General features: G+C 69.2%; 27 protein-coding genes. 13 read left to right on the forward strand and 14 right to left on the reverse strand.

Annotated elements, in window-relative coordinates:
- Positions 1-11 precede the first annotated feature (11 nt).
- Positions 12-605, forward strand: a complete 594-nt coding sequence (locus WA670_RS13590; protein WP_336157886.1) for a TetR/AcrR family transcriptional regulator — start codon at positions 12-14, stop codon at positions 603-605.
- 13 nt (positions 606-618) lie between these two features.
- Here the strand turns inward: WA670_RS13590 and WA670_RS13595 are convergent, their stop codons facing one another.
- Together WA670_RS13595 and WA670_RS13600 are read right to left on the reverse strand one after the other, a co-directional pair.
- Positions 619-1,530: a LysR substrate-binding domain-containing protein gene (locus tag WA670_RS13595; RefSeq protein ID WP_134661587.1), complete on the reverse strand. Its 912-nt coding sequence runs from the start codon at positions 1,528-1,530 to the stop codon at positions 619-621.
- A gap of 14 nt (positions 1,531-1,544) precedes the next feature.
- Positions 1,545-3,479: a primary-amine oxidase gene (locus WA670_RS13600; RefSeq protein ID WP_442893094.1), complete on the reverse strand. Its 1,935-nt coding sequence runs from the start codon at positions 3,477-3,479 to the stop codon at positions 1,545-1,547.
- 99 nt (positions 3,480-3,578) lie between these two features.
- Between WA670_RS13600 and WA670_RS13605 the strand changes: the two genes are divergently transcribed.
- Positions 3,579-4,187 carry a TetR/AcrR family transcriptional regulator gene (locus WA670_RS13605; protein WP_336157888.1) on the forward strand — a complete coding sequence of 203 codons (609 nt, stop codon included), beginning with the start codon at positions 3,579-3,581 and terminating at the stop codon, positions 4,185-4,187.
- A 41-nt stretch (positions 4,188-4,228) separates the two neighbouring features.
- Positions 4,229-4,441 (forward strand): hypothetical protein, encoded by a 213-nt coding sequence (locus WA670_RS13610; RefSeq protein WP_336157889.1) that lies wholly within the window; start codon positions 4,229-4,231, stop codon positions 4,439-4,441.
- On the opposite strand, the gene WA670_RS13615 is transcribed toward WA670_RS13610, so the two are convergent.
- Positions 4,432-5,892 carry an aldehyde dehydrogenase family protein gene (locus WA670_RS13615; RefSeq protein WP_336157890.1) on the reverse strand — a complete coding sequence of 487 codons (1,461 nt, stop codon included), beginning with the start codon at positions 5,890-5,892 and terminating at the stop codon, positions 4,432-4,434. The genes WA670_RS13610 and WA670_RS13615 overlap by 10 nt on opposite strands.
- 103 nt (positions 5,893-5,995) lie before the next feature.
- The gene (gene erm / locus WA670_RS13620; RefSeq protein WP_336157891.1) at positions 5,996-6,757 is read right to left on the reverse strand and encodes a 23S ribosomal RNA methyltransferase Erm; all 762 of its coding nucleotides are present in this window, start codon (positions 6,755-6,757) and stop codon (positions 5,996-5,998) included.
- Between the two features lie 462 nt (positions 6,758-7,219).
- Between erm and WA670_RS13625 the strand changes: the two genes are divergently transcribed.
- Positions 7,220-8,089, forward strand: a complete 870-nt coding sequence (locus WA670_RS13625) for a DUF2382 domain-containing protein (protein ID WP_037805795.1) — start codon at positions 7,220-7,222, stop codon at positions 8,087-8,089.
- Between the two features lie 66 nt (positions 8,090-8,155).
- Here the strand turns inward: WA670_RS13625 and WA670_RS13630 are convergent, their stop codons facing one another.
- From WA670_RS13630 to WA670_RS13645, 4 genes are all read right to left on the reverse strand, one after another.
- Positions 8,156-8,287, reverse strand: coding sequence for a hypothetical protein (locus WA670_RS13630; RefSeq protein ID WP_439098577.1), 132 nt, complete (start codon positions 8,285-8,287; stop codon positions 8,156-8,158).
- Between the two features lie 114 nt (positions 8,288-8,401).
- On the reverse strand, positions 8,402-9,145 hold the full coding sequence (locus WA670_RS13635) for a succinate dehydrogenase/fumarate reductase iron-sulfur subunit (protein ID WP_037805796.1): 744 nt from the start codon (positions 9,143-9,145) through the stop codon (positions 8,402-8,404).
- Complete coding sequence (locus WA670_RS13640) at positions 9,142-11,070, reverse strand: fumarate reductase/succinate dehydrogenase flavoprotein subunit (RefSeq protein ID WP_336157892.1); 1,929 nt, start codon at positions 11,068-11,070, stop codon at positions 9,142-9,144. The genes WA670_RS13635 and WA670_RS13640 overlap by 4 nt, the downstream gene beginning before the upstream one ends.
- A 1-nt stretch (position 11,071) precedes the next feature.
- Positions 11,072-11,779 carry a succinate dehydrogenase cytochrome b subunit gene (locus WA670_RS13645; protein ID WP_107050837.1) on the reverse strand — a complete coding sequence of 236 codons (708 nt, stop codon included), beginning with the start codon at positions 11,777-11,779 and terminating at the stop codon, positions 11,072-11,074.
- Positions 11,780-11,862: 83 nt separating this feature from the next.
- On the opposite strand from WA670_RS13645, the gene WA670_RS13650 reads away from it, so the two are divergent.
- Positions 11,863-12,786, forward strand: a complete 924-nt coding sequence (locus WA670_RS13650) for a LysR family transcriptional regulator (RefSeq protein ID WP_336157893.1) — start codon at positions 11,863-11,865, stop codon at positions 12,784-12,786.
- On the opposite strand, the gene WA670_RS13655 is transcribed toward WA670_RS13650, so the two are convergent.
- Positions 12,787-13,347 (reverse strand): TetR/AcrR family transcriptional regulator, encoded by a 561-nt coding sequence (locus tag WA670_RS13655; protein WP_336157894.1) that lies wholly within the window; start codon positions 13,345-13,347, stop codon positions 12,787-12,789.
- A gap of 90 nt (positions 13,348-13,437) precedes the next feature.
- Here WA670_RS13655 and WA670_RS13660 point away from each other — a divergent pair, with 90 nt between their 5' ends.
- Positions 13,438-14,250 (forward strand): SDR family NAD(P)-dependent oxidoreductase, encoded by an 813-nt coding sequence (locus WA670_RS13660; RefSeq protein WP_134661577.1) that lies wholly within the window; start codon positions 13,438-13,440, stop codon positions 14,248-14,250.
- On the opposite strand, the gene WA670_RS13665 is transcribed toward WA670_RS13660, so the two are convergent.
- The 3 genes from WA670_RS13665 to WA670_RS13675 are packed head-to-tail and all read right to left on the reverse strand — an operon-like array spanning position 14,251 to position 16,446.
- Complete coding sequence (locus WA670_RS13665; protein ID WP_037805805.1) at positions 14,251-14,631, reverse strand: PPOX class F420-dependent oxidoreductase; 381 nt, start codon at positions 14,629-14,631, stop codon at positions 14,251-14,253.
- 11 nt (positions 14,632-14,642) lie between these two features.
- Positions 14,643-15,245 (reverse strand): dihydrofolate reductase family protein, encoded by a 603-nt coding sequence (locus tag WA670_RS13670; RefSeq protein ID WP_238605954.1) that lies wholly within the window; start codon positions 15,243-15,245, stop codon positions 14,643-14,645.
- A 19-nt stretch (positions 15,246-15,264) separates the two neighbouring features.
- Positions 15,265-16,446, reverse strand: coding sequence for an FAD-binding oxidoreductase (locus WA670_RS13675; protein ID WP_336157895.1), 1,182 nt, complete (start codon positions 16,444-16,446; stop codon positions 15,265-15,267).
- A gap of 284 nt (positions 16,447-16,730) precedes the next feature.
- On the opposite strand from WA670_RS13675, the gene WA670_RS13680 reads away from it, so the two are divergent.
- The 5 genes from WA670_RS13680 to WA670_RS13700 are packed head-to-tail and all read left to right on the forward strand — an operon-like array spanning position 16,731 to position 20,316.
- Positions 16,731-17,492, forward strand: a complete 762-nt coding sequence (locus WA670_RS13680; protein ID WP_336157896.1) for a hypothetical protein — start codon at positions 16,731-16,733, stop codon at positions 17,490-17,492.
- Complete coding sequence (locus WA670_RS13685; protein ID WP_134661575.1) at positions 17,489-18,118, forward strand: cytochrome c oxidase subunit 3; 630 nt, start codon at positions 17,489-17,491, stop codon at positions 18,116-18,118. Before WA670_RS13680 ends, WA670_RS13685 begins: the two co-directional genes overlap by 4 nt.
- A 55-nt stretch (positions 18,119-18,173) precedes the next feature.
- Entirely contained in the window at positions 18,174-18,917 is a 744-nt protein-coding gene (locus tag WA670_RS13690; protein WP_336157897.1) for an SDR family NAD(P)-dependent oxidoreductase, read from the forward strand.
- Complete coding sequence (locus WA670_RS13695) at positions 18,914-20,029, forward strand: zinc-binding dehydrogenase (RefSeq protein ID WP_336157898.1); 1,116 nt, start codon at positions 18,914-18,916, stop codon at positions 20,027-20,029. The genes WA670_RS13690 and WA670_RS13695 overlap by 4 nt, the downstream gene beginning before the upstream one ends.
- A complete protein-coding gene (locus tag WA670_RS13700; protein WP_199817145.1) occupies positions 20,026-20,316 on the forward strand; it encodes a cytochrome C oxidase subunit IV family protein in 291 nt (96 codons plus the stop codon). Before WA670_RS13695 ends, WA670_RS13700 begins: the two co-directional genes overlap by 4 nt.
- 45 nt (positions 20,317-20,361) lie before the next feature.
- On the opposite strand, the gene WA670_RS13705 is transcribed toward WA670_RS13700, so the two are convergent.
- Together WA670_RS13705 and WA670_RS13710 are read right to left on the reverse strand one after the other, a co-directional pair.
- Positions 20,362-21,357, reverse strand: coding sequence for an AraC family transcriptional regulator (locus WA670_RS13705; protein WP_238605960.1), 996 nt, complete (start codon positions 21,355-21,357; stop codon positions 20,362-20,364).
- Between the two features lie 50 nt (positions 21,358-21,407).
- Positions 21,408-22,238 carry an alpha/beta fold hydrolase gene (locus WA670_RS13710; RefSeq protein WP_238605961.1) on the reverse strand — a complete coding sequence of 277 codons (831 nt, stop codon included), beginning with the start codon at positions 22,236-22,238 and terminating at the stop codon, positions 21,408-21,410.
- Between the two features lie 213 nt (positions 22,239-22,451).
- Between WA670_RS13710 and WA670_RS13715 the strand changes: the two genes are divergently transcribed.
- Together WA670_RS13715 and WA670_RS13720 are read left to right on the forward strand one after the other, a co-directional pair.
- Positions 22,452-22,793: a 2Fe-2S iron-sulfur cluster-binding protein gene (locus tag WA670_RS13715; RefSeq protein WP_336157899.1), complete on the forward strand. Its 342-nt coding sequence runs from the start codon at positions 22,452-22,454 to the stop codon at positions 22,791-22,793.
- Between the two features lie 15 nt (positions 22,794-22,808).
- Complete coding sequence (locus WA670_RS13720) at positions 22,809-23,723, forward strand: catechol 2,3-dioxygenase (RefSeq protein ID WP_238605963.1); 915 nt, start codon at positions 22,809-22,811, stop codon at positions 23,721-23,723.
- Positions 23,724-23,730: the final 7 nt, after the last annotated feature.

Genomic DNA, 23,730 nt, shown 5'->3' on the forward strand with positions numbered 1-23,730 from the left:
TAGTGGGTTTCATGAGTCCCCGGAAGACCGCCGCCGAGACCCGCCACACCCGGCAGCGCATCCTCGACCTCGGCCTGGTGCTCGCCTCCGCCGAAGGCCTGGAGGGGCTGACCATCGGGCGGCTCGCCGCCGAGCTGGGGATGAGCAAGGCGGGCGTGATCGGGCATTTCGGCACCAAAGAGAGCCTGCAGCTGGCCGTGATCGACGCCGCCGCCGAACTGTTCGTCCGCGAGGTGCCCGAACGCGCGCGCGGTGTCCCGCGCGGCCTGCCCTACCTCCGGGCGGCGGGGGATGCCTGGATCTCCTACCTGGAACGCGACCTGCTGCCCGGCGGCTGCTTCTTCACCGCCGCGGCGGCCGAGTTCGACGGGCGAGAAGGACCGGTGCGCGACGCCGTCGTCCGGATGAGCGCGTTCTGGCAACGGGAGCTGCGGGTCAACATCTGGCGCGCGGTGAGCCTCGGGGAATTGCCGCCGGACACGGACATCGACCAGCTGCTCTACGAGATCGTCGCGATCATGCTGGCGCTGAACCATTTCCGGCAGCTGCACGGCGATGTGCAGGCTGCGGCTCGCGCGCGCCGGGCGTTGGAACGGCTGCTTTGACGCGGCTCTCCGCTCAGGACGAGTACTGCGCGCGGCACAGTTCCCGGAACTCCTGCGCCCGCCGGGTCAGCCGAACCCCGCGCATCGTCGCGAGCACGATCTCCAGCGACGGAACATCGTCCGTCAGCGCGAGCGGCACCACGCTCGCCCCCGCGTAAGTCGTGTCAGCAGGCGGGCGCTGGTTGAGCAACGCGAAGCCGTGCCCGGAAGCCACCAGCGCCCGCACCGTCTCGTATCCGCTCGTCCGGTGCCGAACCCGCGGGGCCACCCCGGCGTCGCTCAGGATCGACTGCAGGTACTCCCGGCTGTGCGGCAGATCGAGCAGCACCATCGGCTCCTCCGCCAGCTCGTGCAGCGACACCTTGCGGTTCTTCCGCCGGGCGAGCCGGTGGTCCTCGGAGACGAGCGCGTACGGCGCGGCGGTGCCGACCACCTCGCGGTCGATGTCGTCGTCGAGGTCGTAGCCGTACAGCATCGCCAGCTCGGTCTCGCCGGCTCGCAACGCGGCCTTGAGCGCCTTGTGCTCGCCCTCGCGCAGGGACACGTGCACGCGCGGATGCCGGGTTTCGAACTCGGCCAGCAGGCTCGGCAGGCGGAACGGCGCGAGCGTGGTGAAACAGCCGACGGTGAGCGTGCCGACCAGGTCGGTGCCGGACTGCCGCGCGGTTTCGACCAGCTCCGCGCCGTGCGCCAGGAAATCCAGCACCCGCTTGTAGAACTCCTCGCCGGCGGTGGTCAGGCTGAGCCCGCGGGCGTGGTGTCGCAGCAGGAACTGCACGCCCATTTCCTTCTCCAGCTGCGCGATCGCCGTCGAAACGGCCGACTGCGAAACCATCAGCTCCTTCGATGCGGCAGTCATGCTCAGGTGCCGCGCCGCCGCCTCGAAATAGCGCAGCTGCACGAGGGTGAAGGAAGGCTCGCTCATGCCGACATCCTGCCTCAGTGGCAGCAGCCGGGATGCTGCGGTTTCGGCGCGGGCGTGTCCAGCGCGGGGTTGACGTCGAAGAATCCGCTGGGCTTGAGCGTGAACCCGGTGTGGTCGACAGGCATGATCGGCCAGTCCTCGGTGCGCGGGTAGTGGGTGAGCCCGAAGGTGTGCCACACGACGAGGTCGGCGCCGTCGAGGTCGCGGTCGGCCTGGATCCAGGTGTCGATGCCGGTGTTGCCGTCGTTCTGGTTGACGTACTCGCCCGCCGGGAAGCGTTCGTCCTCGGCATACGCGGTGACCCAGAGGTGCTTGCGGGTGAAGGCGGCGCGGCGGGCGATCGAGGATGCGTCGTCGGCCAGCAACGGCGGCTGGCCTTCGGGATGCAGCGTGTACCCGACGGGCTTGCCGAGGGCGTTGCGAGACTCGGGATTGCTGATTCGCCAGGTGCGGCCGAGGTTGCCGTCGGCGAGCCGGGCGGCCTCGGATTCCTTGGCCAGCCTGGTGATCTTCCGGGTGAAAGCGTTGCCGTGCGGATTGCCCGGGCCGATCGGGACGCGTTGCGCGTCGATTTCGTCGACGGCGTTCGTGAGGCCGTCGACCATCATGTCCAGCCGCGCGGAGAACAGGTGCTGGTGGAACGGCGCGCCGATGCCGGGGGCGATTTCGGAGGCCCACGGGTAGTCGTCGTCGGCGGGGAAGGCTGAGGTGAAGACGATCCCGGTGGCCTTGCACTCGAGTTCGATCGTGCCGTCGAGGTAGAGGTACCAGTAGAAGCCGTAGTCGTAATTGCCGACCGTCACGAAGAACGAGATGACGAGCCGACGCTGCCGGCGGGTGGAAACACTGCCGTTGTAGTGGTCAGTGTGCTTCCACAGCACGCCCGCGTCTTCCTCGTGCATGCAGATCGCGTTCGCGATGGTGTGCGGATGGCCGTCGTCGTCGTGCAGGACGGCGTCGAAGTAGCGGATCTCGCCGAGGCAATCGCAGCCAAGCGTCAGCGAGTTGGCTTCCTTGCCCAGCGAGTACTCGCCTGCGTCGAAGTAGTTCTGCCAGAACCGGACCGGGCTCGGATCCCCGTACGGCACGACCATCTCGGCGACCGAAGCGCGGTAGACGACCGGACGCAGCCGGTCGCCGTCCTGGAAGCCGATTTGGTGCAGGGTAAGGCCTTCGACCGCGTTGAAGCCGATCCGGAACTGCCACTTCTCCCACGTGACGACGTCGCCGTCGACAGTGAAGCTCGGCCCCTCGGGCTGGGTGATCACGATGGGTTTCTGCGTGTCGCGGACCGGTCCGTCGAGGTGGTAGTCGTAGGCGGTGCGCGGGATGTCGGCCGGGCCGTCGTCGATGAGGTCGTGCACGCGGCCGGCGATCAGGTCGACGTAGGCGACGACGCCGTCGATCGGGTGGGCCCAGAGGTTGTCGTCCTTGTTGAGCTGCAGGAACGCCAGGCAGCGCACGAGCCGCAGCCCGGTCTCGCCGGGGATGTCGAAGCATCCGGCGCTCAGGGCGGAGATCCGGACCGAACGGGGTTCGTCGATGCCGCGGCGGCGCATCGCCGCATTCCACGCCTCGTCCTTCCAGAGGATCTCCTCGACCAGGTCGAACTCCTCGTGCAGGATCGGCGGCTGCCCCTCGGCGACCACGTCCACCGCCCGGTCGGCCACGACCTCGCCGCTGGTCAGCGACACGACCGTTTCGCGCACCGCGCCGGTCCGCCGGTCGAGCAGCAGCGAACGGACGCGGCGGTCGACCGGGTCGCCCGGCTGCCAGGCCAGCACGGCCGCTTTCGCCGGTTCGAGCAGCGAGACGAGCGCGAACCGGGTGCTCTCGGTCGCGATCCCTGCTCCGGCCAGCAGCGCGCGGTTGCGGGCGACCTCGTCTTCGGTCAGGCGCGAGAGGGGGTGGGCCATGCGCGTCTCCTCATTCTTTGCGGTCTGTCGCAAAGAATGCGCGCTGCCGGTCCGGGAGGCAAGGCCCTTACGGGGCGGGTTCTCCGGAAGCGGTACTGGGTTTTTCGATGCACGTCATCAATAATCCTGGACGTGGCACGACCCAAGGACCAGGCGAAGCGGCGCGACGAGCTGGTGGCGGCGGCCGCCCGCGCGATCCGGACGCGGGGGCTGGCCGGGCTCCGCGTGCGCGACGTCGCCGAGGAGGCCGGGCTGTCGGCAGGCTCGGTCAGCTACTACTACCCGGACCTCGACGACCTGCTGTTCGAACTGCACCGCGACGCGGTCGACCGGTTCTACTGGGCGCGAGCGCGCGCCGCGGAAGCCGAGGACGATCCGGTCCGCCGGCTGGTGCGGCTGGTCGACGCGGGGCTTCCGGCGGGGGAGGGCGATCCGCTGAGCCGGGTGCTGTACGAAATGCACGTCCACGCGGCGCGCAACCCGGCGCACGCGGCGTTGATGACAGCGTTGTGGGACCGCGAGGTGTCGCTGTACTCGGCCGCGCTCGCCCACGGTCAGGACACTGGGGCGTTCCAGCTGCGGTCGCCCGCGGCGGACATCGCGGCGAACGCCGTGGCACTGGAAGACGCTTACGGCCTGCATCTCGCCGGGCGCAACACCAGCCTGTCCGCAGCCAGGACACGCGAGTTGCTGCTCGGGTACCTGGCCGCGGAAATCGGACGTGACCTCGGTCAGGCGTAGGCCGTCCAGACTGTCTTGAGGCCGGTGTACTTGTCGAACGAGTGCAGGGAGAGGTCGCGGCCGAAGCCGGACTGCTTGAAACCGCCGAACGGGGTCGCGGTGCTGAGGACATCGCGGCGAACGCCGTGGCACTGGAAGACGCTTACGGCCTGCATCTCGCCGGGCGCAACACCAGCCTGTCCGCAGCCAGGACACGCGAGTTGCTGCTCGGGTACCTGGCCGCGGAAATCGGACGTGACCTCGGTCAGGCGTAGGCCGTCCAGACTGTCTTGAGGCCGGTGTACTTGTCGAACGAGTGCAGGGAGAGGTCGCGGCCGAAGCCGGACTGCTTGAAACCGCCGAACGGGGTCGCGGTGCTGAGCGCGTCCACTGTGTTCACCGAGACGGTCCCGGCGTGGATTCCGTCGGAGACGCGGTGCGCGCGGGCGAGGTCGCGGGTCCAGACGGACGCGGCGAGGCCGTACGGGGTGTCGTTGGCGAGGCGGATCGCTTCGGCTTCGGTCTCGAACGGGAGGGTGGCGAGCACCGGCCCGAACAACTCGTCGGTGACCAGCGGATCGTCGGCGGCCAGGCCGGTGACGACGGTCGGATCGAGGAACGCGCCGCGACGCGTGCCGCCCGCGAGGACAGTTCCGCTGCTGGCCTCGACGGCAGCCAGCACGCGCGCCGCGGCGTTCTCGTCGATCATCGGACCCAGTTTCGTGGCCGGGTCCAGCGGATCGCCGGGCACCCACTCGCCGATCTTCTCCCGCAGCCGGGCGAGGAATTCGTCCGCCGCCGATGCCTCGACGAGCAGGCGGGTCGTGGCCGAACAGACCTGGCCGGAGTTCGCGCAGAACCCGAACGCGACCAGATCCGCCGCGGCGTCGAGGTCGGCGTCGGCGAACACCACGACCGGGCTCTTGCCGCCGCATTCGAGCCAGACCTGTTTGAGGTTCGACTCCCCGGCGTAGCGCAGGAACAGCCCGCCCACCGGCGTCGATCCGGTGAAGGCGAGGACGTCGACGTCCGGATGGCGTCCCAGCGCCTGCCCCGCGGTTTCGCCGAAGCCGGGCACGACGTTGAGCACCCCGTCCGGAATCCCCGCCTCCGCGGCCAATTCTCCCAGCCGCAGCGCGGACAGCGGCGACTGTTCTGCGGGCTTCAGGACGACGCTGTTGCCCGCGGCCAGCGCCGGGGCGAGTTTCCACCCGGCGATGTCGAGCGGGAAGTTCCACGGGACGACCGCGCCCACCACTCCGAGCGGGACCCGCCGGATCGCCGCGAAATTGCCCGGAGGGGTGGGCGCGACCTCGTCGTAGCGCTTGTCGAGCGCTTCGGCGTACCAGGCGAAGCATTCGGCGGTCGCGGGCACGTCCTGGCCGAACGTGTCCGAGATCGGACGGCCGACGTCCAGGGTGTCGCAGAGCGCCAGTTCCGGTCCGTGCGCCGTGATCAGCTCGGCCAGCCTCAGCAGCCGTTTCTTGCGCTCGGCCGCCGCGAGCCGGGACCAGCGGCCGTCCTCGAACGCGCGTCGCGCGGCGGCGACCGCGGCGTCGATCTCGTCCCGGCCGCATTCGGCCACGTGCGCGACTGGGTGCCCGGTGGCGGGGTTGACGTCGGCGAAAGTCTTGCCGGACTTGGCTTCGAGCCAGTCACCGTCCACAAAGGCCGCTTCGCGGGGCCGCAGTCGCGCGGCCTCGTGCACCCAGTCGCCCTGGTTCATTCCCGGAACCGCCTTTCGTCGCTTCCGTTCACTATCACCAGCTCCCCGGGGTGCGGGAAAGCAGAGCTTTTCGCTGCCCTGCATCGGGTCAATCGATGCAGGCTCACCGCGCCAGCTCCCACAGCGACGCCCATTGCCCGGCGGTCAGGTCGCGGGGGAGCGCTTGCGGCGACAGCCGTTGCCGCCCAAGCCAAGTCCGCGTCGCGCGGACGCTGAGGCGGCCGGTGCGGGGCAGGATCCCGCCGAGCCCGCGGCCGCGTCCGGTGAAGACTTCGCGGACGAACTCCTGGTATTCCGCCTGGCCGGTGACGAGCGGTTCCGGGCGGCGGGTGATCACGAGGATCCCGCCGTCCACGGCCGGGCGAGGACGGAACGCGTGCGCCGGGACCCGAGCGGGGACGGCGAACTCGAACCACGGCCACCAGGCGGCGGTCATCTGGGAGGCGCCGCCGATCCCGGCCCGGCGGCGGGCGACTTCCCATTGCACCAGCAGCACCGCGAGTTCCCAGTGCGGCTGCCGGAACAGCCGGCGCAGGGCCGCGGTGGTGAGGTGGAAGGGAAGGTTGCCGACGACGGTGTGCGGAACGTCGGGCAGCCGGTGCCGGAGCAGGTCGCCGTGGACGACCTCGACGTGGTCGGCGGTGCGCCGGGCGAGGCGGCGGGCACGGCGGGGGTCGAGTTCGACCGCGGTGAGCGGGCGGCCGGTGCGGCTGAGCGGGACGGTCAGCGCGCCGTCGCCCGCGGCGAGTTCCACGAGGGGGCCGGTGGTGCGGGCGGCGGCAGTGCAGACAGCGGCGATGACGGCGGGGTCGGCCAGGAAGTTCTGGCCGAGCTCGTGCCGTCCGCCGAAGGGTCGGGCAGACATCGGGGTGCGTACTCCGCGCATGAGGAAGCGACCCGGGTGCCAAGACAAGCAACCCGGATGGACAACGGGAGAGTGCGACGGAGCGGTGTGCGTCCGGCGCTCAGGCGTTGCGCAGGCGAGTCAGCGCGCAGGCAGAGAAAAAGGCACCCATGGGCCGGAAGCCTAGCCGACCGGTCCGGCGGGTCGCATCCGGTTTTCGCGCAGGCGGATCCCCGCGGGCCGCGGGCCTCTTCCGGAATTCGGCGGCGGCTATTCTTTCCCTGGTGGGCGAACAATTCGCGCCCATTCCGCCGGGCCCGTGAGAACGGTCCTCTTACGACGGAAGTACCCGCTGATTCCGGTCCGCAAACTGACACGAAACGGGGTCGCTCGGCTGAGGGGTACGACGCTTGCGCGGGGCTGTGACCAGCCGGAGAGTGGGACGCGGAGGAGAAATTTCGATTCGGGAAATGGAGTGGATCCATGGTACGCGCAATGCAGCCGCAGGACCTCGTCGACAGCACCGTGATGGACAATTCCGGCAGCAAGATCGGCAAGGTGGGCACGGTTTATCTCGCCGACGACACCAGGCGGCCGGAGTGGGTGACGGTAAAAACCGGGCTGTTCGGCCAGAAGGAGAGCTTCGTGCCGCTGTCGGGCGCGGACATGGAGAGCGACGGCCTGCACGTCCAGGTCGCGAAGGACCAGGTGTCCGACGCGCCGCGCATCGACGCCGAGGGCCATCTCTCCGAAAAGGAAAGCGTCGAGCTGTACAAGTACTACGGCTTGCCCGCTCCGCGCGCCGGGAACGGCGAGAACATGCGTGACCGCGGCCGCGACGCGGCAGCCGGTGGCGCGGCTGGCGGTGCGGCAGGCGGCGTTGCTGGCACGACGCGGCCGACCGGCCGGGACACCGCCCAGGCCAAGGGACGCCCGACCGCCGAGCACGCCGCCAAGGGCGGACGGCACGACGCGTCCGGCGCCGGCGACGTGGTGCGGTCCGAGGAACACCTGCGGGTCGGCACCGAACAGGTCGAAACCGGCCACGTCCGGCTGCGCAAGTACGTGGTGACCGAGGACGAGCAGGTGACCGTGCCGGTCACGCACGAGGAGGTCCGCGTCGAGCGCGAGCCGATCACCGACGCCAAGGCGGCGGGCCGGACCGAGATCGGCGAGGCTGAGCAGGACGTCGTGCTGCACGCCGAGAAACCGGTGGTGCAGAAGGAAACCGTGCCGGTGGAGCGGGTGCGCCTGGGCACCGAGCAGGTCACCGAGGAACAGACCGTCCAGGGCAAGGTCCGCAAGGAGCGGATCGACATCGACGACGACACCAAGCGGGGCAGGAAGTCCTGACCTGCCCGCGCCGCGGCTGTCTCCCGCCGGAGCCGTTCCGGACGGGAGACGGCCGCGCGCGTCTGGTTACCGCCGTGAGCGGCTGGCTTTGAGGAATTCGCGGTTGAGGTTCGCGATGCTGGTCAGCGGGATGCCTTTGGGGCAGGAGGCGACGCATTCGCCGGTGTTGGTGCAGCCGCCGAAGTCGGCTGCGTCCATGGTTTCGATCATGTCGAGCACGCGTTGGGCGCGTTCGGGCAGGCCGCGCGCGCATGCGCGGCGGCGGTCTCCCGCCGGAGCTGTTCCGGACGGGAGATGGCCGCGCGCGTCTGGTTATCGTCGTGAGCGGCTGGCTTTGAGGAATTCGCGGTTGAGGTTCGCGATGCTCGTCAGCGGAATCCCTTTGGGACACGACGCGACGCATTCGCCGGTGTTGGTGCAGCCGCCGAAGTCGGCTGCGTCCATGGTTTCCACCATGTCGAGCACGCGTTGAGCGCGTTCCGGCTGGCCCTGCGGCAGCGAGTTCAGGTGCGCCACCTTCGCCGAGGTGAACAGCATCGCCGACCCGTTCGGGCAGGCCGCTACGCACGCGCCGCAGCCGATGCAGGTGGCGTTGTCGAAGGCGAGGTCCGCGTCCGGCTTCGGCACCGGCGTCGCGTGCGCTTCCGGTGCGCTGCCGGTCGGGGCGGTGACGTAGCCGCCCGCCTCGATGATCCGGTCGAACGCCGATCGGTCGACCACCAGGTCCTTGATGACCGGGAAACCCTTGGCGCGCCACGGTTCCACGTCCAGCACGTCGCCGTCGCGGAACGAGCGCAGGTGCAGCTGGCAGGTCGTGGTGCGTTCCGGGCCGTGCGCCCGGCCGTTGATCACCACGCCGCACGAGCCGCAGATGCCCTCGCGGCAGTCGTGGTCGAACGCGATCGGCTCGGCGCCGTCCTCGATGAGATGCTGGTTGAGGACGTCGAGAAGTTCCAGGAACGACATGTCCGGGCTGGCGTCGTCGACCGGGTAGTCGACCAGCCTGCCGTCGTCGTCCGGGCCGGACTGGCGCCAGACCCGCAGGGTGAGTTTCACGTGTAGCTCCGCTGGGTGGGGTGGACGTGCTCGAAGTTCAGGATTTCCTGGTGCAGCACCGGCTTTTCGCCGTACTCCCAGGCCGAGACGTACGAGAACCGCTCGTCGTCGCGCTGCGCCTCGCCGTCTTCGGTTTGGTGTTCCTCGCGGAAATGACCGCCGCACGATTCCTCGCGCACCAGTGCGTCGAGCAGCAGCAATTCGGCGAGTTCGAGGAAATCGGCGACGCGGCCGGCCTTCTCGAGTTCCTGGTTCAGTTCCGCTCCGGTGCCCGGGACGCGGACGTCCCGCCAGAATTCGGCGCGCAGCTCCGGAATGCGGTCGAGCGCTTTCCGCAGGCCTTCGGCGGACCGGGACATCCCGCAGTGGTCCCACATCAGGTGGCCCAGCTCGCGGTGGAAGGAGTCGACGCTGCGGGTGCCGCGCACCGACAGCAGCCGTTCCAGCCGGTCGCGCACCGCGGTTTCCGCTTGCGCGACCGCGGGATCCGCCGGGTCGAGCGCGGGGAAGCTGCCGCGGGCGATGTAGTCGTTGAGCGTGGCCGGAAGCACGAAGTAGCCGTCGGCGAGACCCTGCATCAGCGCGGACGCGCCGAGCCGGTTCGCGCCGTGGTCGGAGAAGTTGGCCTCTCCGATCACGAACAGGCCGGGCACCGTGCTCTGCAGGTCGTAGTCGACCCACAGCCCGCCCATCGTGTAGTGGATCGCCGGGTAGATCCGCATCGGAACCTCGTACGGGTTCTCCGCGGTGATCCGCTCGTACATGTCGAACAGGTTGCCGTACTTGGCTTCCACCGCCGGGCGGCCCATCCGCTCGATCGCGTCCGCGAAGTCCAGGTACACGCCGAGCCCGCCGGGACCGACGCCGAACCCGGCGTCGCAGACGTTCTTCGCGGCCCGCGACGCGATGTCGCGCGGCACCAGGTTGCCGAAGCTCGGGTACATCCGCTCCAGGTAGTAGTCCCGTTCGGACTCCGGGATCTCCTGCGGCGGACGCGGGTCCTGCGGCTGCTTCGGCACCCAGATCCGGCCGTCGTTGCGCAGCGACTCGCTCATCAGCGTCAGCTTCGACTGGTGTTCGCCCGAACGCGGGATGCAGGTCGGGTGAATCTGCGTGAAGCACGGGTTCGCGAAGTACGCGCCGCGCTTGTGCGCCCGCCAGATCGCGGTGGCGTTGGAGCCTTTCGCGTTGGTGGACAAGTAGAAGACGTTGCCGTAGCCGCCGGTCGCGAGCACGACGGCGTCCGCGAGATGCGTGGTCACCTCGCCGGTGACCAGGTCGCGCGCGACGATCCCGCGTGCCTTCCCCTCGGACACGACGAGGTCCAGCATCTCCGTCCGCGGGTGCATCTCCACGCCGCCGGCGTCGATCTGCCGCGCCAGCGCCTGGTACGCGCCGAGCAGCAGCTGCTGCCCGGTCTGGCCGCGGGCGTAGAACGTGCGCTGCACCTGGACGCCGCCGAACGAGCGGGTGTCGAGCAGCCCGCCGTACTCCCGGGCGAACGGCACGCCCTGGGCCACCGCCTGGTCGATGATCTGCGTGGACACCTGCGCCAGCCGGTACACATTGGACTCCCGGGACCGGAAGTCGCCGCCCTTCACCGTGTCGTAGAAGAGCCGGTAGACCGAATCGCCGTCGTTGCGGTAGTTTTTCGCCGCGTTGATCCCGCCCTGCGCGGCCACCGAGTGCGCGCGCCGCGGCGAGTCCTGGAAGCAGAACTGGACCACGTGGTAGCCCTGTTCGGCGAGCGTCGCTCCGGCGGACGCCCCGGCGAGACCGGTGCCCACCACGATCACCCGGTGCCGCCGCCGGTTGGCCGGGTTGACCAGCTTCGCGCCGAAGCGGCGGCTGTCCCAGCGGCCCTCGATCGGGCCGTCCGGCGCTTGCGTGTCGGCGATCGGCTCGCCGAGCGTGTAGTCGCTCATGTCAGGCCACCCATCCCGCCATCACGGCGATCGGCACGATCAGGAAGCCGCCGGTGATCACGACGGCGAGGACGGACCCGACGGTTTTGAGCGCCCGGTCGCGGGTTTTGCTGGTGATGCCCAGCGTCTGTGCCGCGCTCCAGAAGCCGTGGTTGATGTGCAGGCCGAGCATCAGCAGCGCGACGATGTAGATCAGGTTGACCCACCAGACCTGGAAGTCCGCGACGATGTTGTGGTACGGCTGGCCGTCGCGGAAGTCCTGGTTGGCCACGCCGACGGTGAGGTCCAGGATGTGCCACACGATGTAGAGCGCGAGCGTCGCGCCGCCCCAGCGCATGGTGTGCGTCGCGAAACTGGCCTTGCGCCGCTGTCCGTGCGCGTACTTGACCGGACGCGCTTGCCGGTCCCGTTTGGACAGTTGCACCGCCGCGACCACGTGCAGCACCAACGCGATCAGCAGCACGACCCGCTGGATCGAGAGATACCAGGCGTTCTGCAGCACCGGTTCGCCGATGGTGCGCAGCCAGGCGGCGTAGTCGTCGAAATGCTGCGGCCCCAGGAAAACCTTGAGGTTCCCGGCCATGTGCACGAACAGGAACGCGACGAAGATCAGGCCGGTGACGGCCATGACGACTTTCTTGCCGATCGTCGAACGCCAGAACGTCACGAGCGCCGGGCGACGGCGGGGCGGAGCGGGTGCGAGTGCCACGGAACCGACGGTAAGTCGGCGCTGACGAGAGGGCAAACACATGATTTCTCTCGACAGGATAGGCAGCGCCTATGATGGCGGTCATGCAGTTCCAGCAGCTGGCGTATTTCCTGGCAGTGGCCGAGACGCGGCATTTCACGCGCGCCGCGGAACAGATGCGTGTGGCGCAGCCCTCACTGTCGCAGCAGATTCGCGCGCTGGAACGGGATGTCGGCGCGGGGCTGTTCCACCGGATCCGCGGGAACGTCACGCTCACCGAGGCGGGGGAGACGCTGCTGCCGATCGCGCGCCGGATCCTCGCCGAGACCGAGACGGCGTACCGGGCGATCCGGGAACTGGACGAACTGGGCCGCGGCCGGGTGCGGCTGGGCGCGACGCCGAGCCTGTGCACCGGCCTGCTGCCCGCGATGCTCGCCGCGTTCCGCCGGGACTATCCCGGGATCGAGCTGGTGCTGCACGAAAGCGGCTCGCGGGACCTGCAGACCGCGCTGTCGGAAGGCGGGCTGGACCTGGCGATGATCGTGGACAGCCGCGTCCACGACGATCCCCGGCTGGAGAGCCGCGCGCTGTTCGTCGAGGACCTGGTGGTGATCTCGCCGAAGGACGCGCCCGCACCGTTGCGCGGCCGGATGCCGATCGCGGCGCTGCGGGACCGGCCGCTGGTGATGTTCCGGCAAGGCTACGACCTGCGCGAGGCGACCGTGGCGGCCTGCCGCGCGGAGGGTTTCGACCCGCTGTTCGCCATCGAAGGCGGCGAGATGGACGCGGTGCTGGAGCTGGTCCAGGCCGGACTGGGCTTGGCGGTCGTGCCGAGCACCGTGGTCGGGGACCGGTTCCGCCGCACGCAATTCACCTCGCCCGGACTCAGCCGGGTGGTGCGGCTGGCGTATCGGCGGGATGTCGAGCAGCCTCGCGCGGTGCGGGCGTTGCAGGAGGCGGTGGTGCAGTACCTGGGCGGCGGGGTGGCGCAGTTGCCGCCTGGCACGCGTCCGCTGGTGGGCCGGTGATCAGCGGGCGAGCGAGTCCAGCACCAAGCCGATCAACCGCTGCGTCTGCGGTTTTTCGCAGTGCTGCGCGGAGTACGCGATCCCGCCGATCAGCACCAGCACGTCGTCGGCGCGCACGTCGTCCCGCAGCGTGCCGTCCTCCGCGCCTGCGGAGAGGAGCTCACTGACCGCGTCGACGAGCAGCTTCCGGCTGTCCGAGTAAGGATCGACGCCGGACGCGATCACCGCGTTGAGCGCCTCCGACATCCCGTGCTTCGCGCTGACGTAGGCGAGGAAATGCGTCAGCCACTCCCGCAGCGCTTCCGCGGCCGGGTGCTGCGCGAGGAGCGTCGATGCCTGTTCGCAGACCACCGCGAGCTGATGCCGGTAGGCGGCGTCGATCAGGGCTTCGCGGGTCGGGAAGTGCCGGTAGAGCGTGCCGACGCCGACCCCGGCCTGTTTGGCGATCGCTGCCGGCGCCGCGTCGAGGCCTTCCGCGGCGAAGGCCTTCGCGGCGACTTCCAAGAGCCGGGCGCGGTTCTCGAGCGCGTCTCGGCGGGGGCGGCGCGGGGCGTCGGGCATCGGTTCCTCCGGGGTTGCTATCCGGAATGCATTCCGGATAGCGTGAACCGGAACGCATTCCGGTTGACCTTACCCCTGGAGGATCCCGTCATGCCCGCACGGCATTGGTTCGTCACCGGCGCTTCCGGCGGTCTGGGCCGCCACCTGGTCGAGGAGGCGCTCCGGCGCGGCGAGCACGTCACCGCGACGGTCCGACGGCCGGACGCGTTGCCGGAGTCGCCGCGGCTCACCGTGGAGCAGCTCGACCTGACCCGTCCGGCCGACGTCGCCGCCGTGGTCGAGCGGACGTTGCGGCGGCGGCCGGTGGACGTGGTCGTGAACAACGCGGGCTACGCCGTCGTCGGCGCGGCCGAGGAGATGACGCCCGAGCAGATCCGGGACCAGATCGAGGTGCTGCTGCTCGCCCCGATCCTGATCACCCGCGCGTTCCTCGGCCCGATGCGCGAGCGGGGCGGCGGCCGGATCCTCCAGATCTCCAGCATGGGCGGGCAGATCGGCTCGCCGACGCACAGCGCGTACCACGCGGGGAAGTGGGGTCTGGAGGGGTACACCGAGAGCGTCAGCCGGGAGGTCGCCGAGTTCGGCGTCCACCTGACGCTGGCACAGCTCGGCGGGACCCGGACCGGCTTCGCGTCCGCGCTGCGGTACACCGCCGAAACGGCTCCCTATCGCGACAGCGCGGTCGGCCGGACCCGCCGATACCTCGAATCCCTCGACGACAGCGACCTCCCCGGCGACCCGGCCAAGATCGCCGCGCTGCTCTACGAGACCACCCTCCGGCCGGACCCGCCGCTGCGCCTCTCCCTTGGTTCAGACACCTACGAAGCCGTCCACAATGCACTGACCGAACGGCTGAACGTCCTTGAGTCGCAACGGGAAACGGCCGCGTCGGTCGCCTTCTGACTACATCCCCACCGACTGCGTCTCCGGCTCGATCAGGCCCACGACGCGCACCTGCTCGCGCGTGTAGGGCTGTCCGATGTACTTCTTCGCCACCTCGTCGACGATCTCCCACGCCGGATCGCCCTCGATCCATTCGGCCACCCGGCCGCGGATGATGATCGGCTCGAACGGATTGTCCGGCGGGGTAAGGGAAATCGCCACCCGGGGGTCGCGGCGGAGGTTGCGGGCCTTGCGGCTGTCCGGGCCGGTCAGGAAGACGATCCGGTCGCCGCGCGTGCCGATCCACACCGGGACGACGTGCGGCGACCCGTCCGGGAGCACGGTCGCGAGGTGGGCGATCGGGGTGCCGTCGAGGACGCGGCGGACTTCGGGGTTCAGCATGGGGATTCCTTTCAGCGGAGGATTTCGTAGTGAAGGTGGGTGACGCCGGGTGCCGGGACGGCCTCGACCAGCCGCAGCCGCACGTGTTCGGGCAGTTCGCCGAAGAAGCTCCGCCCGCCGCCCAGCAGGATCGGCACCTGGTGAAGCACGACTTCGTCGACCAGCCCGGCCTTGATCGCCTCGGTGACCAGAACGCCGCCCATGAGCGCGACGTCCTTGTCGCCGGCCGCCGCGCGCGCGCCTTTGACGGCTTCTTCGACGCTGGTCGCCTGGGTTTGCGCCTCGCTCAGTTCCGGCACCGGCTGGTGGCTGACCACGAACAGGGGAGCGGTCGGATGCGGACCACTACCGCCGAAGTGGCTTGAGTGGTCGTACGTCGCGTGCCCGACGACGGTCGCCCCGACGCGCGCTGCGAGCGAGTCGAAAACCTGGGCGCTGGGCTCGGAAAGCTTGAACCCGTCGAAGACCTTGCTGGGCGTGTCGCCGGTGAAGTACCAGTCGAACAGCGCCCCGGCGTCGCCGAGCCCGCTCCCGACCTCGTCCGCCCCTTTCTCGCGGCGGCCGCTGATGTACCCGTCCACCGAAACGGAAAGGGCACTGAACACTTTGTTCATGACGCTCCTTAGTAGTCGCTCAGAGAGCCTGGGGAAAGTCGAAAAGGCGCTGCGGGTCGACGCTTTTCTTGACCGCGGCGAGCCTGGCGCGGTTGCCCGCGTGATACGCGCGGCTCGGATCATCCAGCGCGAGATCGGGAAAGTTCGGATAAACCCGACCGGACCCCTCCGCGTGCGCGACGGTCCACGCCTCGTCCACCCACGGATCGCCCGGGTCGCCGGCCTGCTCCAGCAAGTACCGCTCGCCCCGGTGGGCGAACGCGGTGTCCTCCTCCGCGACCCGGTTGTACGCCCCGCCCATCGCGGTGAACGCCAGCCGCCGGTTCCCGCCGAGACCCCGGAGAAGCTCGCCCGCGGTCCGCTCGGACAGCGTGCGCGCGAAGAACTCCGACCGGACGCGGCGGGTTTCCGGGGCGGGATCCACCACGCTGAATGTCGGCTTCACCATGCTGTAGGGAACATCCAGTCGGATGTCTATTGCATACAGAACACCGGCCCGTGCGGTGAACTCCCGGAGCAGCCCCTCCGTCTCCGTGGGCGGCAAGGTGGAAATGCCGAAGAGCGTCACGCGTCCCGCCTGGACGGCGAGGTTCACGGTCAGCCCGTCCGGGGCGTCGGGTGCCCAGTCCTGCCAGGTCTGGACGAGGTTTCCGTCCGTCCAGGTCCCCTCGATCCGGCAGACCGACGGCTCCGGCACCGTCGCGAACCGCAACTCCGTGACGATTCCGAACTGCCCGCCGCCCACGCCGCGCAACGCCCAGAACAGGTCGGTTTCCCGGTGCTCGGAGCACTCCACGACGCTCCGGTCGGCGAGCACCACCTGCGCGCCGACGAGCCGGTCGCAGGTCAGCCCGTACTGGCGGCCGAGCAGCCCGATGCCGCCGCCGAGCGTCAGCCCAGCGATGCCGACGGTGTCGCCGCACCCGGCGGGAATCGTCCGGCCGCGCTCATGCAGTGCCGCGTACACCGGGCCGAGCCGAGCGCCCGCCCCGATCGTCGCGATGCCACTCTCGTCGACCATGATCCGGTCCATTCCGGACAGATCCGCCACGATCCCGTCGGCCGGGCACCGGTCAACGAAGCAATGCCCGCCACCGCGCGGCACCACGCGCCGCCCGGTGGCAGCCGCGTAATCCAAGGCTTGGACGACGTCGGCGACCGAATGGCACCGGAGGACGTCTCGCGAGGTCTGGTCGATCACGGAGATGACGCTACGGGCCGGAGGGAGGGCCGTTCTTGAACAAAACGCGCATGCTGCCGGGACGCGGGATCTCACCGCCTGCCGGACTCGCCGGGGACGGTCCACTGCGGACGGCGGAGATTCTCTGCGCGAGCCGGATGAATCCTGCGCGCAGCGGATCGACCGGGCGGCAGTGGCGTACCTAACATTCGCCTGCGGTCGGCGATGCTTCCCGGCAAATCGTTCTCGAGCAGCGCGGGGCGGCGTCGCGGGCAATGTCGCTCGCCGCTGGAGAGGACCAGTGAATGGGTTCGAGTCAGATCAGTCCGACGGTTAAGAAATGGTTCATCTGGTCAGGGCCATTGTCCCTGGCTCCCTTTGTCGCCGCGCTCGTCCTGCTGGCGCGGATGGTGCCGCCGCCGAGACCTTCGTGGTCGGCCGAGCGGATAGCCGAGGTATACGCCGGAAATCAGACTGGGATCCTCGTCGCGGCCTTTGTCGCCATCGTGTCCATTGCGTTGTGGGCCAACTGGGCGGGAGTGGTCATCGCAGAGTGCCGGTCCGTGGAGACCTCGTCGCCTTTCCTGACGTACACGTTGACGATCTTCGCGTCGGCGATGTTCTTGATCACGTTGTCCTGCCCGGTTCTGCTGGGTTTCGGCGCGTATCGGGCCGGGGAAGTGCCGCCGGAGATCACCCGGCTGATCAACGACGCGTTCTGGTTCGCCGCGGAATACCCGTATTCTCCGTTCGCCGCGTTCATGGTCGTGCTCGCCATCGTCGTTTTCAGCGACAAGCGCGATACGCCGGTGTTCCCGCGCTGGGTGGGCTACTTCTGCCTGTGGTGCGCACTGTTGATGTTCCCCGGCGGCATGCTGGCCTTCTTCAAGACCGGCCCGTTCGCCTATGACGGGCTGCTGGCCTTCTATGTCCTCGCGGGGGCGTACACCACTTTCACGATCGCCTTGTCCGTGGTCATGCACAAGCAGATGAACCGAGACGCGGCGCGAGAGCGCGGATCGCGGCCTGAGGTCGCCGCGGCCGAGGAACCGGTGGTGGCGCGATGACGATCGACGGCCAGGCGGCAGTCAGCACTGAGAAAGGCGCCGCAGCACGACGCGAGCGTCTCGGAAAACCGGCGAAGCGGGTCCCGGGTGAAATCGGCATCTGGGTCTTCATCTACGGCGACCTGGCTGTTTTCGGGCTGCTGTTCTGCATGTACGTCATTTACCGTCGGCGGCAGCCCGACGTGTTCGACAGGTCGCAACAGACGATGTTGCACGATCTCGGCTTCGCGAACACGGTCATCCTGTTGGTCAGCTCGGTGTTCGTCGTCATCGGCATGCGCGCGATCAAGGCCGGGGCCAGGCGCGCGGCGTCGAGAGCGCTGATGGCGGCGATGGCGTGCGGGGCGGCTTTCGTGGTGCTCAAGGCGGTGGAATGGCACGCCGAAGCGGCACAGGGAAACACTCCCTACACGAACGACTTCTATCACCTCTATTACGTGCTCACCGGGCTGCACCTCGTGCACGTCCTCGTCGGCCTCTGCGTGCTGGTCCACCTGTTCCGGACCGCACAGCTGCCGGTCGCGGGAAACACCAGGCTCGCCGCGGCCGAATCGGGTGCCTGCTTCTGGCACATGGTGGATCTGTTGTGGGTCGTCATTTTCCCGTTGATCTACCTGCTCCGGTGAGACAGCCCGGAGCGGAAAACCTGTCTCGAACACTCAAGGAAATCCAGGAGATCCGATGAAATCGCACCAGAATCGCGTTGCGGTCGTGACCGGAGCCGCGCGGGGAATCGGGCAGGCGGTCTGCCGCCAGCTCGCCGGCCGGGGCGCGTCAGTGATCGCTGTCGACATCGCCGAACCGGCCGAGACGCTGGACCAGCTGGCCGAATCCGGCCACAAAGCCCTCGGACTGGTCGCCGACGTGTCCGATCCGGACCGGACACGGGAGATCGGCGACGAAGTCCGGGAACGGTACGGACGCTGCGACATCCTCGTCAACAACGTCGGCATCTACCCGTTCGTCGACATCGGTGACCTGACCTACGAGACGTGGCGCAAGGTGCTGACGGTGAACCTGGATTCGCAGTTCCTGATGACCAAGGCCGTGCTGCCGTCGATGAAGGATGCGGGCTGGGGCCGGATCGTGAACCTCACCTCCAACTCGATCGGCCTGGTCGTGCCCGGGCTCTCCGCGTACATGGCCAGCAAAATGGGCGCGATCGGATTCACCCGGGCGCTGGCGAACGACGTCGCGGCCCACGGCATCACCGTCAACGCGGTCGGCCCGACCCTCACCCGGACCCCGGGAGTCGTGTCGGCCGTGTCGCCGGAACTGCAGGAGATCGTCTCGCAGGGGCAAGCCATCAAGAAGATCGGCGAAGCCGACGACGTCGTCGGCACGATCCTGTTCCTCACCAGCGAGGATTCGCACTTCGTCACCGGCCAGACGATCATGGCCGACGGCGGGCTGGTGCGGCTGTGACCGGGCAGGCACGCGCGAGCCGCGTCGCCGTCCTCGCCGAGGGCGGCGGCCCGGTCGACAGCGGGCGGATCGAGGTGCCGCCGCCCGGACCCGGGCAGATCCTGGCGCGCACGCTGCTCGGCGGCGTCTGCGGCACGGACGTCCACCTGCGTCGCGGCGATTTCGCCCTCCCGTTTCCGGTCGTGCTCGGCCACGAAGGAACCGGCGTGGTCGAGGAACTGGGTGCCGGCGTAACTCACGACGCGGCGGGTGTCGAGCTGGTTCCCGGCGACGCGGTTTACTGGTGCCCGATACCGCCCTGTCACCGCTGCTACTACTGCACGGTCGAAAAAGACTTCTCCTCCTGCCCGCACGGTGCCTGGTTCCACCCCGCCGATCAGCCGGGCTGGGGCAGTTACGCGGACCTGGTCACCCTTCCGTCGGGGATGGCGGTGTACCGCATACCCGACGGCGCCTCGCCGGAGGCGGTCATCGCGCTCGGGTGTGCGTTGCCGGCGGTTCTGCAGGGGTTCGACCGGGCCGGGCTCCCCGGCGTCGTCGACAGTGTCGTCATCCAAGGGGCCGGTCCGATCGGCCTGTCCGCCGTGCTGGTAGCGCGGCAGCGCGGCGCGCGCACGATCGTGGTGATCGACCAGCACGAAAACCGCCTCGAGACCGCACGCGAACTCGGTGCCACCGCGACGATTCCGCTGTCGGTCGACGCGGAGCGCCGCCGGGAACGGGTGGCCGAACTGTGCGGTCCGCGCGGCCCGCGGCTGGTTGTCGAAGCCGCGGGGGTGCTGTCCGCGTTCGGCGAGGGCGTCGACCTCGCCGGGCACAACGGGTGCTATCTGCTGATCGGGCTGTGGTCAGGACACGGTGCCGCCTCGATCGACCCCACCGTCGTCGTGCACAAGAACCTTCGGATCGTGGGCTCGTGCTATGCCCAGCCCGAGCATTACTACCGGGCGATGAATCTGGCCGCGCGGCTCGAACGAACAATTCCGCTGGCGAGGATCATCACGCACCGGTTCGATGTCGCGGAAGCCGATGCCGCGCTGGACGCCGTCGAGCGCGGCGACGCGGTGAAGGCCGTGATCAGCCCGGGCGAAGCGAAGGAGCGCGAATCGTGACCCAGGCTGAGATCGGCGAACGAAGTTCGGCCGGCCGCAACAGGGTGTTCCTTGTCTGGCTGGGCCTGATCATCGTCACCTGTCTGTCGTTCTGGCTGGGCAGCGGCCACGGTTTCTCGTCGGCCACGGCGGCGAATATCGCGGTGGTCGCGGTCGCCTTCCTGAAGGTCCGCTGCATCGGGCTCTACTTCATGGAGCTGAAAGACGCGCCGCGGCGGCTGCGCGTCATTTTCGAGAGTTACTGTCTCGGGCTGTGCGCCGTGCTGATCGTCTTGTTGGCCGGCTAGTCCGGAACGCGTGGGCGGGACGCGAGTGTCCCGCCCACGCCCGGATCACGTGCGCAGGGTTTGCGACGGCAGCTGGCCGTAGCGTTCCCGATAGGCCGCGGCGAAGCGGGGCACATGCCCGAATCCCCAGCGGAAGGCGATGTCGGCGACCGAAAGACCGTCGCCGGAAACCGCCTCCCGCAGATCCTGATGCGCCCGGGACAGCCGTACTCGGCGGAGGTATTCCATCGGCGTGAGCCCGAGATGCTCGGCGAAGGCGGCCTGCAAGGACCGGACGCTGGTCCCGGCGACCTTGGCGAGGGCAGAGACGGTGTGCGCGGCGGCGGGGTCGGCGTCGATCACGTCGATGACGCGCGACAGGAGATGGGGCCGGGCCGGGCGGGCGGCGCCGCGGAGGAGGCGGTCGGAGAAGTTGTTGGGCTGGGCGGCGAGGAGCTGGCCGACGACGAGTTCTTCGAGCGGGCGCAGGACCAGGTCGGGGGCGTCGGAGTCGACGGCGTCGCGCAGCAGCATGACGGCGCGGAGCCAGTTGCGGCCGGGTCCGTCGGCGAGGTCGAACCCGATCGAGAAGTGCACGGCCTCGTCGGGCGGGCAGCCGAGCACGCCCTCGACGGTCCGCTCGACCACCTGCCTGCTCACTTTGACCGCGAGCTGGGCGCAGTCGGCGCTCCAGCGCATGCTCGATTCCTCGGTCGGGGTGAGCACGGCCGCCCGCCCCGGGCCGGATTCGATCTCGTCGGGTCCGCACTGCGAGAGGGTGTGGCCGCGGAGCGGGACGTTGATCTCGTAGTAGGAGTGCAGCCGGCCGGGGCGGACCACGACCTCGGTGCCGTGCCGGATGTCGGCGATGGTGAGGTCTTCGGTGCGCCGGGCCCGGAGCGCGACGTCGAGGTCCGCCCCGGGGCCGGCCACCTCGAGGGTGTGCGTGCTGAACACCTCGGAGATCTCCCGCTGGGCCTCGTCCCGGTCGGCGGTGCGCACGACGTCGGTGGCCCACCTCGGCGAAGTCCGGGGGAGCGGCCGGTTCGGTGTCGCGGTCATGGTGATCACCTGGCGCAGTCGTCGTTGTCCACGTGGTGACGGGGCGTGGTTCAGAGTGCCCCGGAGAGGAAGGCGTCCGCAAGCGCGGCGAAGGCGGCGGCGTGTTCGATCTGGACCCAGTGTCCGCAGCGGGCGAACACGTGCAGCTGGCTGTTCGGGATCAGATCGAGCAGCCGATAGCTGGTCGAGGGCGGGATGACCTGGTCGTCGCGGCCGTGCACGAGGAGCGTTTCGTGCGGGAGGACGGCGATGGCGTCTTCGGGGACGGCCATGGCCGCGACCTTGTCTTGGCGCGGGGCCGGGAACATGGCCGCGTACGCCTCGTGCACGCCCGGCCGGGTCGCGGCGCGGTAGCGGAGTTCGGCGAGTTCGTCGGTGGCGTACCGGGGGTCGTGGGCGAACACGTCGAGCAGGCGGCGCATGTTCTCCACGGACGGTTCGAAGCCCCAGACCGCTTCCAGTCCCGGGGTGATCGGGAAGTGCACGCCGACGCTGCCCATCAGCACGAGCCGGTCGACCCGGTCCGGATGCCGGGTGGCCAGCCGCAGCGCCAGCGAGCCGCCGAAGCTGTTGCCGACCACGGACACCCGGTCGAGGCCGAGCGCGTCGAGGAAGCCGACGAGGTGCTCCAGCCAGCTTTCGGCGTCGTAGACGGCGTCCTCGGGCCGTTCGGTGTAGCCGAAGCCGAGGATGTCCGGAGCGACGACCCGGTGCCGCTTCGCGAGTTCGGGCAGGACGAGACGCCAGTTCGCCCACGCGGACACGCCGGGGCCAGAGCCGTGGATCAGCAGCACCGGATCGCCGGAGCCTTGGTCGTGATAGTTCGTGGCGACGCCGTGCACGTCGACCGTCAGTCCGATCTCGGGTGATTCTTCGGTCATCGCGAACTCCTTTTTCCATTACGTCAGTGGCTGGCTGTTGCGAATCTGACACGCGCGAGAACTGCTGGGCAACGGCTTGCGTGCGGTAGTGCACAAATGCTTGCGCGAACTGGATGAGCCTCGCGCGCAACGGATCGAAATGGGCCCGGGAGCCCGCCTACAGTCCGTCGGACAGCGCGAACGAATCGACTCGACGACGAGGCGGGGTGTGCGATGAGCGATCAACCGGAAGTCTCCGGCGCGGTGCGGATCCTTCCCGCCGGCGTGCGGCTGACTGTCCACAGCGGAGAGTCGATCGTGGACGCGGTCCGCAGGCACGGCTACCGGACGCGCTATTGCTGCCGCCGGGGCGGATGCCGCGCCTGCAAGGCCGATCTGGTCGAGGGCCAGGTCCGCTATCCCGTCCCGGTCGCCGAATCCGTGCTCAGCGCGGAGGAGCGCGCCGCGGGCAAATGCCTTCCCTGCCGGGCACGGCCCGAGGGCGAGGTCGTCGTCCGGCTGTCCGAAAAGGACGCTTTGACGCGGGTCTTCGGAGCTTTCCGGCCCGCCAGCTGAAAACCGGGAGCGAACATGGGTGTGATCAGACTCGGGTACGTCCACGTGCGAGTCACCGATTTGCCGGGCTCGGCCGAGCACTACCGCGAGACGCTCGGCATGGACCAGGTCGCCGAGCAGGACGGGCGGCTCTACCTCAAGTCCTGGGACGAGCACGACCACCATTCGGTCGTTCTCGAGGAGGGCGGCGTCGGCCTGGTCAAACTGGGCTACAAGGTCGAGAAGTCCGGCGACCTCGACGAATTCGAGCGCCGCGCGGCGTCCTTCGGCGTGCGGGTCGAGCGGATGAGCAAGGGCGACAACGAAGGCGTCGGCGACGGCCTGCGGCTGACGCTGCCATCGGAACACACCCTCGAGCTGTACAGCGACGTCGAATATCTCGGCAACGCGACCGGGAACTGGAATCCCGATCCCTGGCCGCGTTCGGGACTGCGCGGCATCGGCGTGCCGCGTCTGGACCACACGCTGATCACCACCGAGGACCCGGCGCTGCTGGAACGGTTCTTCTCCGAGGTGCTCGGCTTCCGGGCGGCGGAACGGCTGGTCGGCGGCGCGGACAACGACGAACTGGTCGGCTCGTGGATGTTCTGCGGCGAACAGCCGCACGACATCGCGTTCGTGAAGGGGGAGCAGGGAAAACTGCACCACTTCGCCTACCACGTCGACGACTGGAACACCCTGCTGCGCGCGGGCGACCTGTTCTCGATGCACGACGTGCCCATCGACTTCGGGCCGGCGCGGCACGGCATCACCCGGGGCGAGACGATCTATTTCTTCGACCCGGCGGGCAACCGCAACGAGGTCTTCGCCGGCGGCTACCGCACCGGCCCGGATTTCCGCACCATCACGTGGACGATGGACAAGGCCGCGCAGGGCATCAACTACACCCACCGCGAACTCGACCCCGACTTCCTCAACGTCGTGACCTGACCGGAGA

The organism is Amycolatopsis sp. VC5-11, from assembly GCF_037034185.1.
GTDB classification, from domain to species: Bacteria; Actinomycetota; Actinomycetes; order Mycobacteriales; family Pseudonocardiaceae; genus Amycolatopsis; species Amycolatopsis nivea.